A 17,153-nucleotide genomic window follows, 5' to 3' on the forward strand; every position below is an offset into this window, starting at 1 on the left:
TCTTGATAGCCAGCCTTAAAAAGTTGGCTGGAGGTCGGTACTAGCTCCGGGGCTAGTAGTAGATACGGTCGCCGTTGTTACGACGGAACTCTTCCTGGAAGTGACGGGCGTCTTCATCGTTACGGGGTTTCACGCCCATCACGATGCCACCGTTCTTGATGTCGTGCTCATACTCAGCAGCACGCTCTTCGGGGATACCCGAGCCTACCAGGGCGCCTACCAGGCCACCCGTCAGGCCACCAGCACCGGCACCGGCCAGCGCCGCGGCCAGCGGACCGGCGATGATCAGGCCCAAGCCCGGCAGGGCTACCGAAGTGCCAATGGCGGCAATGGCGCCGATAACGGCACCAGCCGTGCCACCGATAGCCGAGCCTACGCCGGCACCTTCCATGGCTTTGCTGCCCAGTTCGGTATCGGCAGTGTTATCACCGAAGTGCGTCTTGCGGGTGTCGTCCGACATCAGCAGGTTCACGTCGTCCTTGGTATAGCCGCGCGAAGACAGCGAGTCGTAAGCGCGCTCGGCCGAGGCACGGTCGCGGAAGGTCGAAGTCAGGTAGCGGTTCGACGACTGATAGTTGTCGCCGTAGGTCTTGTTTTCACCGGATACGGCGCGGGCGGCGTCGCCGGCGGCGTTCTGCACGGCATCCACGCCACGGCCTACTACGGCCCCGGGGGTACCGGCGATGTTGGCGCCTTTTTCGGTGGCGCTGAAGTCGTGGTGCGGGTTAGAGCTAGTTTCGTCGATGCCGGCACGGTTTACCGGGGTGGTCGACGATACGTTGCTGCTGGCATTGATGTCCGAGGCGCCCATGGAGCTGCTGCCCGTGTGGCCGGTGGTACCGTAGCCGGCACCTGCGCCGGTGCCCGTGTTGGCAGGATTCTGGTCGTTATTCATCTTTGCTTAGGTTTTGGTTGGATGGTAGGGAAGGAGTTTAAGCGAGCTGCAAGTCGAGGGGTCGAGCTTACACTCGTTTGGCTACCTTAACGCGGGCCTTTCCATCCGGGTTACGTTGGCGCGCACAAAACGCCGCTTGGCTTAGCCACCGCCACGCCGGAAAATGCACCTGACACAGATAGTAGCGGGAATTAAAAAAGCGGAGCCGCATCCAGTGCGGCTCCGCTTCTACTTCTATATTATTCCGACCAGCCCAGGCGCGCTATTCCACCATTGCGCCCGAAAACTGCGCGTAGTTCTTTTCGTCGCGCCAAAACTCGCGGCATTCGGTACGCAGGCCCGAGAGGAAGTCGGGGTTTTGCTTCAGCTCGCGCCAGGGCCCCAGGCCCAGCCGTTCGCAGAGCTTGAAAAAGTTGTCCCCCTGGCCCTTCGAGCCTTCCACTTTCACCAGGCAGCTCAGGATGGGGCGGCCGGCCGTGTATTCGGTTTCCGAAATTTCGGCCAGCAACTCGTTCAGACGCGATTTTTCGTGTGAGATGTCGAGGTTGAGGCCCAGTTCCGCTTCTTGGACCACCGTCAGGTAGCTGACGGTGCCGGTCTGGTTCCGGGAGTAGTTGATGAGAAAGCGGCGGACGCGAGTTATCATGTGGGTGGTAAGGGGAGTTGAGAGGGGTTAAAATACAAAAAAAGCCCGTGGCGTAGGATAATTCCAACGCCGCGGGCCGCGTTTCAACAACTATGCCATTGATTGTTAGCGCACTTTATTTTTGCGCCGCTCCATTTCGCGCTTAATAAGGAGGAATTCCCGGCTGCTTTGGCCTGAAATAGCGGTGTTTTCGTCGGCGCGGCGCAGCAGGTAGGGCATCACCGCTTCCACCGGGCCGTAGGGCACGTACTTGGCCGTATTGTAGCCGGCGTGGGCGAGGTTGTAGCTTAGGTTGTCGCTCATGCCGTAGAGCTGGGCAAACCACACCCGTTCGTCGCCGGGGGCGAGGCCGGCATCGGCCAGTAGCTCGGTGAGCAGGCGCGAGGAGGCTTCGTTGTGGGTACCGGCGCAGATGGCGAGGCGGTCGAGATGGGCCACCGAAAAGCGCAGGGCTTCATCGTAGAGGTCATCGGTAGCCTGCTTCGTGGGGTTGATGGGGTTCCGGTACCCGCGCTGCTGGGCCACGCGGGCTTCTTTTTCCATATAGGCGCCGCGCACCAGCTTGGCCCCCACGAAGTAGCCCTCCTGGACGCCCCGCTCGTAGTCGGCCTGCAGGGCCTCCAGCCGGTCGTGGCGGTAGAGCTGGTAGGTATTCCACACGATGGGGCGCTGCTGGTTGTAGCGGCGCATCATGTCGCGGGCTAGATCATCGATAGTAGCCTGAAACCAGCTTTCCTCCGCATCAACGAAGATACGCACGCCCTTGTCGTGGGCGCGGCGGCAGAGCGCGTCGATGCGCTGCTGGGCGCGCTCGTAGGCCTGCTGCTCCAGAATAGTGAGCGACTGGCCGGCCTGCACTTTCTCCAGCAGGGCGCTGTCGGCCACGCCCGTCACCTTAAACACCGAAAACGGAATGTGCGGGTTGCCAGCGGCCAAATCAATAGTGCGCAGCAGCTCGTCGCGGGTCTTATCGAAGCTGGCTTCGCTGCCTTCGCCCTCCACCGAGTAATCGAGGATGGTGCCGATGTGGTATTTGCCCAGCTCGGCAATGACGGGCTTGCACTCGGCAATGGTTTCGCCGCCGCAGAACTGCTGGAAGATGGTGTGCTTGATAATGCCCTTGGTGCCCGGAATGCCCCAACTGAGCGCCTTCTTCATTACGCCGCCGCCGAAACTCACCAGGGAGTTGTTGTTCATGGCGGCGAACAGGGCGTACATCTGGCGCAGCTCCGCGTTGGATTTGCTGGCGAAGGCAACGGCCGTATTGTCGAAGGAAACAGCAGGGTGGGTTTGGGGCTCGGGCATGCGGGGCGGGGAAAGAGTGGGGGCGCGAAGATAGCCACGAAACATCGGACGAAGGGCCGTAGTTTAGCAGCTGAACGCGCCGGTGGCGCCCTTACAACGCTTACGCGCAAGCAGGAGTTCGGCCCCGGACGGGCGGCCCGGCTTGCCGCCGCTTTTCATGCAAATCGACACGTATTTCACCCGCCGCCTGGCCCAGAAAGGCCAGCCGCTGCTACTGGCCGGCCCCTGCTCGGCCGAAACCGAAGAACAGGTAATGGCCACGGCCCGCGGCCTGCAGGGCCTGGGCGTCGACCTGTTCCGGGCCGGCATCTGGAAGCCGCGTACCCGACCGGGCTCCTTCGAGGGCATTGGCACGGAGGGGCTGCGCTGGCTGCAGCGCGTGCAGCAGGAAACCGGCCTCGCGGTGACGGTGGAGGTAGCCACGCCGCGCCACGTGGAGGAAGCCCTGGCCCACGGCGTCGATGTGGTCTGGATCGGGGCGCGCACCACGGTGAACCCCTTCGCGGTGCAGGAACTGGCCGAGGCGCTGGGCGGCACGGGCGTGCCGGTGATGGTGAAAAACCCCGTCAACCCCGACCTAGCCCTGTGGGCCGGGGCCTTGGAGCGGCTGGACCGCGCCGGCGTCACGGACCTGGCGGCCATTCACCGGGGCTTCAGCACCGGCGCGCCCAGCAAGTACCGCAACGCGCCCACCTGGGGCATTGCCATCGAGTTGAAAACGCGCTTTCCGGAAATTCCGCTGATCTGCGACCCGAGCCACATCACCGGCCGCCGCGACCTGCTGCTGCCCGTGGCCCAGAAAGCCCTCGACCTCGACTACGACGGGCTGATGCTGGAAACCCACCCCGACCCCGACCACGCCTGGAGCGACGCCGCCCAGCAGGTAACGCCCGAACGCCTGGGCGAAATCCTGCGCGAGCTGAAGCACCGCTACCGCAGCACCGACAACGCCGACTACCTCAACAAAGCCGAGGAACTGCGCCAGAAAATGGACGTGGCCGACCAGGAAATCATCGAGGCCCTGGCCCGGCGCATGGCCCTGGTGGAAGAGCTAGCCGAGTATAAGAAGCAGAACAACGTGAAGATTCTGCAGCTGGACCGCTGGAACGATATCTTCAAAAGCCGCCCGGAATGGGCCGCCCGCCTCGGCGTGAACGATAAGTTCGTGGCCGAGCTCTACAAGCTCATCCACATCGAGAGCATCCGTAAGCAGACGGAAATCATGCAGCGGCCGGAGTAGCGGCTACTGGCCCGCGCGGCGCGGCGCGAGGGTGTAGGTCTTGCGCGGCGCGTCGTGGCACAGGCCCTGGTCGATGGTGAGCTTGCCGTCGACCAGGGTATAGGAGGCCGGCGAGTTATTGGACCAGCTGAAGGTCATCAGCTGCGCGTTGGCGGCGCAATCGGTCGAGCCGGAGCTGAGCTGGTAGGTGCCCGTCTGCACGGCTTGCCCGTTTTGGTACTCGGTCACGTTGCCGTTGCCGTCGAATTCAACCGCCTCGTCGGGCGTGGGCGTGCCGGGCGGACAGAAGCATTCCTGCCGGCTGAGCTGCCAGTATCCGGTCAGGCCGTTGGATTTGAGGGCGTCTTTATCGGTTTTGCAGCCGGTGAAAGCAGCTGTACTCAACAACAGGCAAAGCGTAGCGCGCAACAGCATGATCTGGAAAATATAGGTTTGAATAGGTGATACGCAGCGGGGCGGTTTAGTTGCAGGCGCCCGGCATTTCGCGTATACAGACTCCAACCCCCGAACTTAGCGCCCCATGACCGACTACCTCCACCTTGGCTCCGCGGCCCTGCCCGCCCTCACGGCCCTGCTCACGCGGCCCGGCACCACGCAGGTGGCCGTGCTGGCCGACGGCAACACCGCCCGCCTGTGCTACCCTGCCCTGCAACCGCACCTGCCCGCCGGCCACCGCCTCATCGAAATACCGGCCGGTGAAGACTACAAAACGCTGGAAACCTGCCAGCGGGTGTGGGACGAGCTGACCGAGCACGGCTTCGACCGGCACAGCGTGCTGGTGTGCCTGGGCGGCGGCGTCGTTACCGATCTGGGCGGCTTCTGCGCGGCCCTCTACAAGCGCGGCCTGCGCTGCGTACTGGTGCCTACTACCCTGCTGGCCCAGGTTGATGCGGCCATTGGTGGGAAGACGGGCGTGGATTACCACGGCTACAAAAACCACCTCGGCGTGTTTCAGCTGCCCGAAGCCGTGTGCATCGATACGCAGTTTCTGGCCACGCTGGATCCGCGCGAGTTGCGCGCCGGCTACGCCGAAATTGTGAAGCACTGGCTGATTGCCGACGCCGACGCGTTTGCCCAGGGGCGGCAGCAGGGTTTGTTTGTGGACGACTGGCTGCCGGTGGTGGAGCAGTCGGTGGCGGTGAAGCAGGGCATTGTGCGGCAGGACCCCACGGAGCGGGGGCCGCGCAAGCTGCTCAACTTCGGCCACACCGTGGGCCACGCCCTCGAAAGCTACCTGCTGCTGCAGGGCCGCGCCATTTTGCACGGCGAGGCCGTGGCGGCGGGCATGATCTGCGAGGCCTGGCTGTCGGTGCAGAAAGGCCTGCTCGACGCCGAGGCGCTGGACAAAATCGAAACCTTCCTCTTCACCGTGTTCGAGAAGGTGCAGTTCGTCTTGCTCGAAACCGAAGCCATTGCCGAGCTGGCCCGCCAGGACAAGAAAAACCAGGGCGAAATCATCAACTGCACCCTGCTGCGCGGCATTGGAGAGGGCGTGTACGACCAGCCCGTGACCCTGGCCGAGCTGGCGGCTAGCCTGCGCTACTACCACCGGTTGTAAGTTCGCCGGCTCAACATCCATCACCCGCGCGGCTCCGTGCTGCGCTACCCGTTGCCTACGTGCTGTCCCCTCAGTTTCCCGATTCCCTGACGCTGCACTGGTCCGGCGGCCCCCTGCGGGGCACGGCCCTGCTGCCCGCCTCCAAAAGTGAAAGCAACCGCGCCCTCATCATCCAGGCCCTGGCCGGCGCGGGCACGCTGCACAACCTCTCCGAAGCCAACGACACCCAGCTGATGCGCCGCCTGCTGGCGCACCCCGAGGCCCCCGAGTTCGACGCCGAGGATGCCGGCACCGTCATGCGCTTTCTGACCGCCTACCTCGCCGCCACCGACCGCCATGCCCTGCTCACCGGCACCGCCCGCATGCAGGAGCGTCCCATCGGCGTGCTGGTAGATGCCCTGCGCCAGCTCGGCGCCCATATCAGCTACGAGGCCCGCGAGGGATACCCGCCGCTGCGCCTGCGGGGCTGGCAGCCCACCAGCGGCGCCCCGCTGAGCGTGCGCGGCGACATCAGCAGTCAGTTTATTTCGGCCCTGATGATGATTGGCCCGCTGCTGCCCACGGGCCTGCACCTGCAGCTCACCGGCGCCATCGGCTCGCGGCCCTACATCCTGATGACGGCCGCGCTGATGCGCCATTTCGGCGCCGAAGTCGACGTGCAGGAGCGCGAGGTGCGCGTGGCCCCCAAGCCCTACCAGCCCGCCGACTACACCGTGGAAGCTGATTGGTCGGCGGCCAGTTACTGGTACAGCCTGGTGGCGCTGGCGCCCGAAGGCTCGCAGCTGCACCTGCCCGGCCTGCGCCGCCACTCCTGGCAGGGCGACCAAGCTATTGCCCGCCTGATGGAGCCGCTGGGCGTGCGCACCGAGTTCGTGGCCGACGGCGTGGTGCTGCGCCAGGTCCCTGAGCGTGCTGCCCGCGTGGCCATGAACTTTACCGACTGCCCCGATCTGGCCCAGACTATTGCCGTAGCAGCCGCTGCCACCGGCGTGGTGGTCGAGATGACCGGCCTGGAAAGCCTGCGCATCAAGGAAACCGACCGTATTACCGCCCTGCAGCGCGAACTGGCCAAGTTTGGCGCCCTGCTGGCCCCCGCCGGCCGCGACATATTTCAGGCCTCGGCTCCGAATCTGCACGTGGGCGGCCAGACCGTGCATACCTACCACGACCACCGCATGGCCATGGCCTTTGCCCCCCTGGCTCTGCGCGGCGCCGTAACCGTGGAAACGCCCGCCGTGGTGCGCAAATCCTACCCGTTTTTCTGGGAAGAGCTGCGACAGGCCGGCTTCGAGCTGGGAGAGTTGGGTGAAAAGTAGGACCCGGGCTACCGGGCCATTTGGCTGCGCAGCTCCTGGAAGTACGCCGCCGACTGCCGCAGCCGGCTGCCGTACCAGCTGAACAGCTCCCCGTCGACCACCAGCACCCGGGCCTGGGGGCACAGCGCCTGAAACTCGGCCACGTGCTTGTCCTGGAAGGGGTAGGGCTCGGAGGATAGCAGAATTACCGCCGGATTGGCCGCCGCCAGCTGTTCCGGGCTGATTTCGGGGTAGCGCGTCAGGTCGGCAAACACGTTGCGGAAACCCGCCAGCGGCAGCATTTCGTGGATGAACGTGCCCGCGGCGGCCACCATGTAGGGCTGGCGCCAGATAAAATAGGCCGCCGATACCAGCTCGTCGACCGGTGGCAGGGCGGCCAGTGAGGCGCTGATTTCGGCGGTCAGCTGCTCGGCGCGCGTTTTGGTGCCCGTTATCAGGCCCACGCGCCGCATCATGTCCAGCGCGTCGTCCAGGGTCACGATGTCGCTCATCCACACCGGGTACTGCGCGGCCAGCTGCTCGATGCCCTCCTGGTAGTTTTCCTCCTTGTTGCCGATGATGAGGTCGGGCTTCAGCGCGGCAATCCGGTCGAAATGGAAGTTTTTGGTGCCGCCGATGACGGTGGACTGCTGCCGCGCTTCGGCCGGGTGAAGGCAGAACTTCGTCACGCCCACCACCCGCGCGCCCAGGCCCAGATCAAACAGCAGCTCCGTCTGCGAGGGCACCAGCGACACGATGCGCTGCGGCGGAAACGGCACGGCCACGCGCCGGTTCATCTGGTCGGTGACGGTGAGGGGCGGAAAGATGGGTGGCAGGTTGAGCACGGATTCGGCGTAGGGCGGCAAGATACGGCAGCAGGGCGGAGCTCCTGGGGTTGTACCACCGGAGAGGCAGCCGGCGCGTTGGCGAAGCCCCAGCAACAGCCCGGCCGGCGCGGCAGAAGTATGAGCTTCTGCCGCGCCGGCCGGATGGTATCACGCAGGTAGCTGCTCAGCGGTTACGCAAGGCGCTGTTTCAGCGCGCCATTGGAGGTGTCGGCGCGCTGAAACAGCCAGGCCGAACCGAGCCAGAAGGCAGCGAATACCACGCTGATGCCCCATTCCTGCGGCTTTACCTCCAGGTGCGAAACGAGCAGCGCCAGCACCGGCACCAACAGTTGCAGCAGGGCTGCGGCTACCATGGCGTAGGCCATGCCGTGGGCCTGAAAACGCACCATAAACGCCCCGCCCAGGGCCAGCAGCGGCACGGCGCCGCAGAGCAGGTTGGCGGCGTTAGGCCCACTGCCGATAAAGCCCACGGCCAAGTTCGACCACACCAGCAGCAGCGTCGTCAGGATGGCCCCGGCGGCCGCCAGCCGGTACACCACCGGACCCCGCTGGCTGGCTACCAGCTCCAGCGCCATGCCCACACTAAACAGCAGCGCGCCCATCACCACGAAATCGAACGGGCTCCAGTTGACTTCGGCCGTGAACTGCATGGCCAGCAGGGGCACCAGCAGCAGGGCGCCGGTGATAAGCGAAACACGGGTCAGGCTTTTGGTCAGGTTCATGGCTTCGGGCGTTTTCTGAGGGCGGAAAGGGTGAATTTCTGAGCCCGGCGAACAGACGTATCGACAGGCGAGGCTACGGATAAGCGGCTGGTAACAAAGAGGAAATAGGCGCTTGGCCTGTTCCGGCGGCCGCTGACGAAGGCTAGCTGGCCAGCGACATTGTAAAGGAAATAAAGAACTTTGAAATTCAAAGTAAGCGGCGCCGATTTTATTTTCAGCCGGGGATTCCAGCCTCGCGGTGGTTTACACCAGCCGGTAGTTGCGGTACTCAAACAGCCGCTTGCCCGTCAGCTGTTCAATCCAGTGGAGCACGCGGTTTTTCAGCTTGAAGTGCTTGCGGGTCACGTCGATTTCGACCTGCCAGTTCTGACGGTGCACGCGCGCCTGCATCACCGCCGGGTGCGTGCCCTCGAAGCGGCGCAGCGAGTCGTAGTCGTCGAAGTTGAAGGCTTCAGCCGCCGCCAGCGGGTGCTGCTCGGGCGCCCGGCCCTCGTCCCAAAGCGAGTCGAGGTTTTTGATTTTGGTGAGCATCTGCTGCGGACTTTTCACCCAGCCGTAGTGGTACACGCTGGCGTGGGCCGGCTTCACGCGCAGCTTTTCGCCCTCGCGCCGGAAGCCCTGGGCGTCGCGGTAGGAGCGGATGGCCTTGTCATTCCGCACGATGCGCACCTCGCGCCGGTACCAGCGCCGACTGTCGCCCACGTAATCATAGGTACCATAGAAGTGGGTATAGTCGAACAGCAGCCCGTCCACTTCTGGGTCGTGCAGGTGCTGCTTGCAGGCCTTGCGGATGGCCGCGTGGTACTGCTCGTGCACCACCTCGTCGGCCTGGATGTAGAAGGCCCAATCGGCCTCGGGGCTGATCTGGGCAAAGGCTTTGTCCGTTTCGGCGGCCAGCACCGCGCCGCCCTTGCGCAGGGCCGGATCCCAGGTGGAATGCACGATGCGAATCTTGGGCGAGTCGATGCTGCGAATCAGCCCCTCGGTGTCGTCGTCGCTGTCGCCCACGCTTACCACCATCTCATCGACCACCGGCAGAATGGAACGAATAGCCTCCACGATGGGGTAGTCGTTGATGACCGCGTTGCGGATGATGGTGAAGCCGGAAATGAACATGCGGGCGGTGGTGAAATAGAACTGCGGGTAACAAAAGAACGTCATTCCGAGCGAAGCCGAGGAATCTCGCGTGCTGATGTCGGATAGCATTTTTCTCGTTCAACGAGGATTTTACTACCTGGAGTCAGCATGCGAGATTCCTCGACAAGCTCGGAATGACGTTCTACTTGTTCAGTGCCGGCTTACTTGAAGTACCGGAAGTCGTGGCCGTCCTCGATGCGCAGCAGCGACTCGTAGATCAGGTTGATGACGTTCTGCACGTCGTCGTGGCTGACGGTTTCGACGGTGGTGTGCATGTACTTCAGCGGCAGCGAAATCAGGGCCGAGGCCACGCCGGCGCCGGCGTAGGCAAAGGCGTCGGTATCGGTGCCGGTGGCGCGGGTGGCGGCGGCGCGCTGGAACGGAATTTCCTTTTGCTCAGCTGCCTCGATAATCAGGTCGCGCAGGTTGTTCTGCACCGCCGGGCCGTAGGTGATGACTGGGCCTTTGCCGCAGTGCAGGTCGCCAGAAGTCTTCTTCTCGTACATCGGCGACTGGGTATCGTGGGTCACGTCCGTCACGATGGCCACGTCGGGCATGATGCGATGGGCAATCATTTCGGCTCCGCGCAGCCCGATTTCCTCCTGTACCGCATTCACGATGTAGAGGCCGAAGGGCAGGGTATTGCCTTCTTCCTTGAGGCGGCGGGCCACCTCGGCAATCATAAAGCCGCCGATGCGGTTGTCCAGCGCCCGGCCCACCAGGTACTTGCCGTTCAGCTCCATCAGCTCGTCCTCGAAGGTGACGACCGAGCCGACGTGGATGCCCATTTCCTCCACTTCCTTCTGCGAGGCGGCGCCGCAGTCCAGGAAAATGGTTTCGATGGTCGGGGCCTTGTCCTGCTCCACCTTGCGCACGTGGATGGCCGGCCAGCCGAACACGGCCCGCACCGGCCCGTTCTTGGTGTGAATCAGCACCCGCTTGGAGGGCGCAATCAGCGCGTCGGAGCCGCCGTTGCGGCGCAGGTAGATGTAGCCCTCCTTCGTGATGTAGTTCACGAACCAGCTGATTTCGTCGGCGTGAGCTTCGATGACCACCTTGTACTTCGCCTCCGGATTCACGACGCCGACCACGGTGCCGTAAGTATCCACGAAGTACTCGTCGATGTAGGGCTTGATGTACTCCAGCCACACCTTTTGGCCTTCCTTTTCGAAGCCGGTGGGGGAGTGAGTGTTCAGATATTTCTGGAGGAAGTCGAAGCTTTCTGGGCGCATAGTTTGGAAAAGGAGCAATTAGCTCACGGGTTGGTTAAGACTGTAAATGAATAAGGAAAATACCAAAAAGCTACCTTGAATTGGTATTAAAAAGTGACTAAGCCGGGGAGCCGCAACCCGCCAATGGCCAGACGACACGTTCGGCCCATTGGCAGCAGGTGCTTTCATTCGCCAGCCGATTGACGCCTAACATCTTAGCTAACGGGTTGCGGCACTGATACCCCAGCCAATCAGCAGACAGAAGCCACCGATAATCAGAAACCAGCGGCTGGTCTTGAGCGGGTCGGAGTCGAGCCCGGAGCCGGGGTCCGACCAGTCGCCGCTGAACAGCGACGCCAGCGTGAAGACGACCAGCAGCGCCCCCAGAAACCAGCGCCCGACCTTGAACCGCAGCAGCAGCCCGATAACGACCAGCACGATGCCCAGGCCGCCAATGATACTCCCAGTCAGCTGCCAATCCATGCGGCCGTCGTCAGGTTACAGGGGAATATTCCCGTGCTTCTTACGCGGCAGCTGGTCTACTTTGTTTTCGAGCATCTTGAAAGCGCGCATCAGCTTCTGCCGGGTCTGCGAGGGTAGAATCACCTCGTCCACGAAGCCGCGGTGGGCGGCGCGGTAGGGGGTGGCAAACTTGCGCTGGTACTCGTCCACCTTCTCCTGCAGCTTGGCTTCGGGGTCATCGGCAGCGGCTATTTCACGCTTGAAGATGATTTCGGCCGCGCCCTTGGCGCCCATCACCGCAATTTCGGCCGTGGGCCAGGCGTAGTTCATGTCCGCCCCGATGTGCTTGCTGTTCATCACGTCGTAGGCCCCACCGTAGGCTTTACGGGTAATCACGGTGATGCGCGGCACGGTGGCTTCGCAGAAAGCGTAGAGCAGCTTGGCGCCGTTGGTGATGATGCCGCGCCACTCCTGGTCGGTGCCGGGCAGGAAGCCGGGCACGTCCTCCAGCACCAGCAGCGGGATGTTGAACGAGTCGCAGAAGCGCACGAAGCGGGCCGCCTTGGTCGAGGCGTTGATGTCGAGCACACCGGCCAGCACCGCCGGCTGGTTGCCCACGATGCCGATGCTGCGCCCGCCCAGCCGCGCGAAGCCCACCACGATGTTCTCGGCGAAGTTCTGGTGCACCTCCATAAACGAGTCCGCATCAATAATACCGCTGATGACCTCGCGGATGTCGTAGGGCTGGTTGGGGTTTTCGGGGATGATGCTGTCCAGTTCGGGGCGCAGCTCGTCGCCCTGGGCCTCGTAGGGGTACACCGGGGCGGTATCCTCGCAGTTCTGCGGCATGTAGCTCAGCAGCTGCTTGAGCTGCTGAATGATGGCCACCTCGTTGGGCGCCGTGAAGTGCGTCACGCCGCTCTTGCTGCTGTGGGTGCTGGCGCCGCCCAGTTCCTCGCTGGTCACCGTTTCGTGGGTAACCGTCTTCACCACGTTCGGGCCGGTCACGAACATGTAGCTCGTGTCCTCCACCATCAGGATGAAGTCGGTAATGGCCGGCGAGTACACCGCGCCGCCCGCGCACGGCCCCATGATGGCCGACAGCTGCGGCACTACGCCCGAGGCCAGGGTATTCTTGTAGAAGATATCGGCGTAGCCGCCCAGGCTCACCACGCCCTCCTGAATGCGGGCCCCGCCCGAGTCGTTCAGGCCAATGACCGGGGCCCCGTTCTTCATGGCCAGGTCCATGATCTTCACGATTTTCTCGGCGTGGGTTTCGCTCAGGGAGCCGCCCAGCACCGTGAAATCCTGCGAAAACACGTAGGTCAGGCGGCCGTTGATGGTGCCGTAGCCGGTCACCACGCCGTCGCCCAGGTAGTATTCCTTGTCGAGGCCGAAGTCCTTGGAGCGGTGCATCACAAACTTGCCGATTTCCTCGAAGGAGCCGGGGTCCATCAGCAGGTCCAGCCGTTCGCGGGCCGTCAGCTTGCCCTTCTTGTGTTGGGCCTCGATGCGGGCCTGGCCGCCGCCCAGCAGGGCCTCGGCGTTTTTCTTATCCAGGATTTCAAGGGCGCTCAGCGTCGGGTCGGCGTGCGGATCGGACATGGGGTGGGAGAGAGGATGCGGAAAGTCAGTGGGGAAAGGAGGCCAAAGGTAAGTTGTGGAGGCAAGATAGCCGAATGGGGAATCCATGAGAGGTTACTATATCGACCGGACGCTGACTAATCACCACGTCTCAGCTTTTCGATGGTGTACCACCAATCGGCTACGCGCAGGGTCCGTTTGTGCAGCAACACCATAATGGGCACGTTATCGGGGGTACTACAATGAGCGCTGCAGGCCACTACCAGGCCCACCAGCACGTAGCGCCGGCCGACCAGGGGCCGATGCACGGTCAGGTAGTAGGGGGGGGCGAGGGGGGGCCTTCGCGGGGCATGACCAGGGCGCGCTGGTACGCGGCGCTGGGCACGCGCCGCAGCGGGGCGCGCACGGGCAGGGCCTCGGCCGCCAGCGAGTCGCGCTGGCGCAGGTCGTGCCGCCTGTCGTCGCCGACATACGTGGCGGAATCGAAGTCTTGTCTGAGGGCGCTGGAACGGACCTTAACTCAGTTTGTGATTCGTATACGCCTAGCAACGGATCGATACACGCTGAAATCACGCATCTGCGGATGAAATCGGGACCGGCCCCGCACGTCCTTATACCAGGTCGGGTCGAGCCACCAGTCCCCGACGCACTGGGGGGCCACGGTGCCGTCGTAGCAAATCGGGGCCGCCCGGTGGTGGGGGTAGAAGTGCTCCGCGTTGACGTTGGGCAGGATGCGGTGGCAGAACACGCGCAGGGCCTTGCGCTCAGCCCGCCGTTGGGCGTGGGCGTTCTGACTCGCACTCCACAAGATGACAAGGATGATAAATAGCTTGCGTAACATGGCGGCATGATAACAAAAAAACGGCCGGCTCCCCTGTGGGAACCGGCCGTTCTTCATTTACTCCAGACTACTTACTCGCCTTTCTTGCCTTCCGGCGCAGCCAATCATAACTCCACATCCTCGTACAAATCCGTCACCTTTAGCGTCACGCCCAAGCTCGGCAACGTAACCGCGCCCTGAGCATCCAGAATTTCCGTCAGCGTCCACTGCCCGGTTTCGGTGCGCGAGTACAGTTCCACCCGCAAGCTGCGCGAGTCAATCAGCAGATAGTCCCGCACCGATTCGATGCTGCGGTAGCGCATGAATTTGCCGCTACGGTCGTAATCGGCCGTGGAATCCGAAAGTACTTCGATAATGACGACCGGGTTAGTCAGCAAATCCAGCTTGCCGTTTTGCTGAATTTCCGGCTTGCCGCATACCACCAGCGCGTCGGGGTACAGGTATGTGCCGGTCAGCGGCACGTACACCCGCATGTCGCTGCCGAAGGTTCGGCAGCCCTTGCCGCGCAGGGCATTCTGGAGTACGCCGGAAACGTTGCCCGTAATGATGTTGTGTGCCAACGACGCCCCCGACATAGCCTGCACGTCGTACATGCCCAGCATATCCGGGTGGCCCCACGGGTAAATCTGCCCGTCCACGAATTCGTGCTTGAACTCGGAGGCGTACTCCATAGCCGCGTATTCTTCCTCGGTGTAGCGACGCTTTCGGGGTGACTCCATAACGGTTTTGGCTCTAGCTCAAAGGTAAATACAAAAACGGCCGGCTCCCTCGCGGGAACCGGCCGTTCTTCATTTACTCCGGGCTACTTACTCGCCCTTCTTACCATCCGGCGACTCCGGCGCTTCGGCCGGCCGCTCGTCGCTGGCGAGGTTCGGGGCTTCGTCGCTCTTGTGCGAGCTGAACGTGAGTTCCTCCTTGCCTTCCTCGAAGTCGGCGGTGATGACGTCGCCCTGGGTCAGCTGGGCCTTCAGGATTTCCTCCGCAATCGGGTCTTCGATGTACTTCTGGATGGCCCGGTTCAGCGGACGCGCGCCGTACTTGGGGTCGTAGCCTTTCTCGGCCACGTAGGTCTTCGCGGCCTCGGTCAGCTCCAGGCGGTAGCCCAGGGCCTGTACGCGCTGGCGCAGCTTGGAGAGGGAGATGTCGATGATCTTGAAGATATCCTCCTTCTGCAGGCCGTTGAACACGATAACGTCGTCCAAGCGGTTCAGGAACTCCGGTGCGAAGGTCTTGCGCAGCGCGCTGGCAATGGTGCCCTTCATCATATCGTCCACGCCTTCCGTGCGGGCCTTCGTGCCAAACCCGATACCCACGCCGAAGTCGGCCAAATCACGCGCCCCGATGTTCGAGGTCATGATGATGATGGTGTTGCGGAAGTCCACCTTGCGGCCCAGGCCATCGGTCAGGATACCGTCGTCGAGCACCTGCAGCAGCAGGTTGTACACGTCCGGGTGCGCCTTTTCGATTTCGTCGAGCAGGATAACCGAGTACGGCTTGCGGCGGATTTTCTCCGTCAGCTGACCGCCCTCTTCGTAGCCCACGTAGCCGGGAGGGGCGCCCACCAGGCGCGACACGCTGAATTTCTCCATGTACTCCGACATGTCGATGCGCACCAGCGAATCTTCCTTGTCGAATAGGTAGGTAGCCAGCACCTTGGCCAGCTCCGTCTTACCCACGCCCGTCGGGCCGAGGAACACGAACGAGCCGATGGGCTTCTTCGGGTCTTTCAGGCCGACGCGGGTGCGCTGGATGGCCTTCACGAGCTGGGCAATGGCCTTGTCCTGGCCGATTACCTTGCCCTTCAGCTCCTCACCCATGTTGAGCAGCTTGGCGCTTTCGTTCTGGGCCACGCGGCTTACCGGGATGCCGGTCATCATGGCAATAACCTCGGCCACGTTTTCCTCCTTCACGGTGTAGCGCTTCTTCTTGGTCTCCTCTTCCCAGTTCTTCTTGGCCTGGTCGAGTTGCTCAATCAGCTTCTTCTCCGTGTCGCGCAGGCGGGCGGCTTCCTCGTATTTCTGCGACTTCACCACCGCGTTTTTCTCGCCCTTGATGTTCTCGATCTGCTCTTCGAGCTTCACGATATCGTCGGGCACCACGATGTTGTTGATGTGCACGCGGGCACCAGCCTCATCGAGGATGTCGATGGCCTTGTCCGGCAGGAAGCGGTCCGACATGTAGCGGTCCGACAGCTTCACGCACGCCTCAATGGCCTTATCGGTGTACACCACGTGGTGGTGGTCCTGATACTTGTCCTTGATGTTGTGCAGAATTTCGATGGTTTCCTCCGGCGTGGTCGGGTCCACCATCACCATCTGGAAACGACGGGCTAGGGCGCCGTCCTTCTCGATGTACTGGCGGTACTCATCCAGCGTGGTGGCGCCGATGCATTGAATTTCGCCGCGGGCCAGGGCCGGCTTGAACATGTTCGAAGCGTCGAGCGAACCGGAAGCGCCGCCGGCGCCTACGATGGTGTGCAGCTCGTCGATGAACAGAATCACGTCGGGCGACTTCTCCAGCTCGTTCATCACGGCCTTCATGCGCTCTTCGAACTGGCCGCGGTACTTGGTACCGGCTACCAGCGAGGCGAGGTCCAGCGTCACCACGCGCTTGTTGAAGAGCACGCGCGACACTTTCTTCTGTACGATGCGCAGGGCGAGGCCTTCGGCAATAGCCGTTTTGCCTACACCAGGCTCACCGATGAGAATCGGGTTGTTCTTTTTGCGACGCGACAGGATTTGGGCAACGCGCTCAATCTCCTTTTCGCGGCCCACGATGGGGTCGAGCTTGTCGTCTTCGGCCAGCTTGGTCAGGTCGCGGCCGAAGTTATCGAGCACCGGGGTGCGCGACTTTTCGCCGGGCTTCTTGGAAGCAGCGGCGCCGGAGCCTTTCGAGGAGCCAAACAACTTGTCGTTGTCGTCGTCGTCGGTATCGGAGGGGCCGGCGGTGGGGTTTTGGTTGGTATTACCAGTGCCGTGGTAATCCAGCGAGTCGCGTACGGATTCGTAGTTCACGTTGAACTTGCTCAGGATTTGGGAAGAAATGTTGTCTTCATCGCGCAGAATCGAGAGCAGCAGGTGTTCGGTGCCGATGATTTCGCTCTTGAAGATTTTGGCTTCGAGATACGTAATCTTCAGGACCTTTTCCGTCTGCTTCGTCAGCGGGATACTGCCCGTTATACTGATACCCTGGGTGGCAGTGTTACGGGTGGCTTGTTCGAGGGCGTATTTCAGCTCCTCCACGGAGACGCCGAGCTTCTTCAACAGAGCAATGGCCGTGCCTTCGCCCTCCCGAATCATGCCTAGCAACAGGTGCTCGGTGCCTATATAGTCATGGCCAAGTCGGATGGCTTCCTCCCGACTCAGGGAGATGACCTCCTTGACTCTATTTGAGAATTTCGCTTCCATGC

The 17,153-nt window shown here is 62.6% G+C and carries 17 protein-coding genes; 3 read left to right on the top strand and 14 right to left on the bottom strand.

What is annotated here, in order from left to right:
• Positions 1-52 precede the first annotated feature (52 nt).
• The 3 genes from FDY95_RS27075 to FDY95_RS12025 form a co-directional block, all read right to left on the bottom strand.
• Positions 53-895 (bottom strand): hypothetical protein, encoded by an 843-nt coding sequence (locus FDY95_RS27075; RefSeq protein ID WP_317129487.1) that lies wholly within the window; start codon positions 893-895, stop codon positions 53-55.
• Between the two features lie 262 nt (positions 896-1,157).
• Positions 1,158-1,541, bottom strand: coding sequence for a hypothetical protein (locus tag FDY95_RS12020; protein WP_111478777.1), 384 nt, complete (start codon positions 1,539-1,541; stop codon positions 1,158-1,160).
• A 105-nt stretch (positions 1,542-1,646) separates the two neighbouring features.
• Entirely contained in the window at positions 1,647-2,846 is a 1,200-nt protein-coding gene (locus FDY95_RS12025; RefSeq protein WP_138078004.1) for a proline dehydrogenase family protein, read from the bottom strand.
• Positions 2,847-3,003: 157 nt separating this feature from the next.
• Between FDY95_RS12025 and FDY95_RS12030 the strand changes: the two genes are divergently transcribed.
• Positions 3,004-4,086: a bifunctional 3-deoxy-7-phosphoheptulonate synthase/chorismate mutase type II gene (locus FDY95_RS12030; protein ID WP_138078005.1), complete on the top strand. Its 1,083-nt coding sequence runs from the start codon at positions 3,004-3,006 to the stop codon at positions 4,084-4,086.
• Positions 4,087-4,089: 3 nt separating this feature from the next.
• Here FDY95_RS12030 and FDY95_RS12035 read toward each other — a convergent pair whose 3' ends face one another.
• A complete protein-coding gene (locus tag FDY95_RS12035; RefSeq protein WP_138078006.1) occupies positions 4,090-4,500 on the bottom strand; it encodes a hypothetical protein in 411 nt (136 codons plus the stop codon).
• Positions 4,501-4,606: 106 nt separating this feature from the next.
• Here FDY95_RS12035 and aroB point away from each other — a divergent pair, with 106 nt between their 5' ends.
• Positions 4,607-5,644: a 3-dehydroquinate synthase gene (aroB, locus tag FDY95_RS12040; protein ID WP_138078007.1), complete on the top strand. Its 1,038-nt coding sequence runs from the start codon at positions 4,607-4,609 to the stop codon at positions 5,642-5,644.
• A 59-nt stretch (positions 5,645-5,703) separates the two neighbouring features.
• A complete protein-coding gene (locus FDY95_RS12045) occupies positions 5,704-6,960 on the top strand; it encodes a 3-phosphoshikimate 1-carboxyvinyltransferase (RefSeq protein WP_246074005.1) in 1,257 nt (418 codons plus the stop codon).
• An 8-nt stretch (positions 6,961-6,968) separates the two neighbouring features.
• Here the strand turns inward: FDY95_RS12045 and FDY95_RS12050 are convergent, their stop codons facing one another.
• The 10 genes from FDY95_RS12050 to FDY95_RS12090 all read right to left on the bottom strand — a co-directional run bounded on the left by FDY95_RS12050 (position 6,969) and on the right by FDY95_RS12090 (position 17,151).
• Positions 6,969-7,784 (bottom strand): ABC transporter substrate-binding protein, encoded by an 816-nt coding sequence (locus FDY95_RS12050; RefSeq protein ID WP_246074006.1) that lies wholly within the window; start codon positions 7,782-7,784, stop codon positions 6,969-6,971.
• Between the two features lie 173 nt (positions 7,785-7,957).
• Positions 7,958-8,509, bottom strand: coding sequence for a hypothetical protein (locus FDY95_RS12055; protein ID WP_138078008.1), 552 nt, complete (start codon positions 8,507-8,509; stop codon positions 7,958-7,960).
• Between the two features lie 243 nt (positions 8,510-8,752).
• On the bottom strand, positions 8,753-9,670 hold the full coding sequence (locus FDY95_RS12060; RefSeq protein ID WP_246074007.1) for a glycosyltransferase family protein: 918 nt from the start codon (positions 9,668-9,670) through the stop codon (positions 8,753-8,755).
• 137 nt (positions 9,671-9,807) lie between these two features.
• Positions 9,808-10,878 carry a M42 family metallopeptidase gene (locus tag FDY95_RS12065; protein ID WP_138078009.1) on the bottom strand — a complete coding sequence of 357 codons (1,071 nt, stop codon included), beginning with the start codon at positions 10,876-10,878 and terminating at the stop codon, positions 9,808-9,810.
• Positions 10,879-11,076: 198 nt separating this feature from the next.
• On the bottom strand, positions 11,077-11,340 hold the full coding sequence (locus tag FDY95_RS12070; RefSeq protein ID WP_138078010.1) for a hypothetical protein: 264 nt from the start codon (positions 11,338-11,340) through the stop codon (positions 11,077-11,079).
• A 15-nt stretch (positions 11,341-11,355) separates the two neighbouring features.
• Positions 11,356-12,924, bottom strand: coding sequence for an acyl-CoA carboxylase subunit beta (locus FDY95_RS12075; RefSeq protein ID WP_138078011.1), 1,569 nt, complete (start codon positions 12,922-12,924; stop codon positions 11,356-11,358).
• Positions 12,925-13,040: 116 nt separating this feature from the next.
• On the bottom strand, positions 13,041-13,211 hold the full coding sequence (locus FDY95_RS26325; RefSeq protein WP_171025654.1) for a hypothetical protein: 171 nt from the start codon (positions 13,209-13,211) through the stop codon (positions 13,041-13,043).
• A 212-nt stretch (positions 13,212-13,423) separates the two neighbouring features.
• Positions 13,424-13,744, bottom strand: a complete 321-nt coding sequence (locus FDY95_RS12080; RefSeq protein WP_138078012.1) for a hypothetical protein — start codon at positions 13,742-13,744, stop codon at positions 13,424-13,426.
• Between the two features lie 104 nt (positions 13,745-13,848).
• Entirely contained in the window at positions 13,849-14,463 is a 615-nt protein-coding gene (locus FDY95_RS12085; protein WP_138078013.1) for a Uma2 family endonuclease, read from the bottom strand.
• Positions 14,464-14,550: 87 nt separating this feature from the next.
• Positions 14,551-17,151 carry an ATP-dependent Clp protease ATP-binding subunit gene (locus FDY95_RS12090; protein ID WP_138078014.1) on the bottom strand — a complete coding sequence of 867 codons (2,601 nt, stop codon included), beginning with the start codon at positions 17,149-17,151 and terminating at the stop codon, positions 14,551-14,553.
• Between the last annotated feature and the right edge of the window lie 2 nt (positions 17,152-17,153).

This window comes from Hymenobacter jeollabukensis, assembly GCF_005771675.1.
In the GTDB taxonomy this organism is placed as follows: Bacteria; Bacteroidota; Bacteroidia; order Cytophagales; family Hymenobacteraceae; genus Solirubrum; species Solirubrum jeollabukense.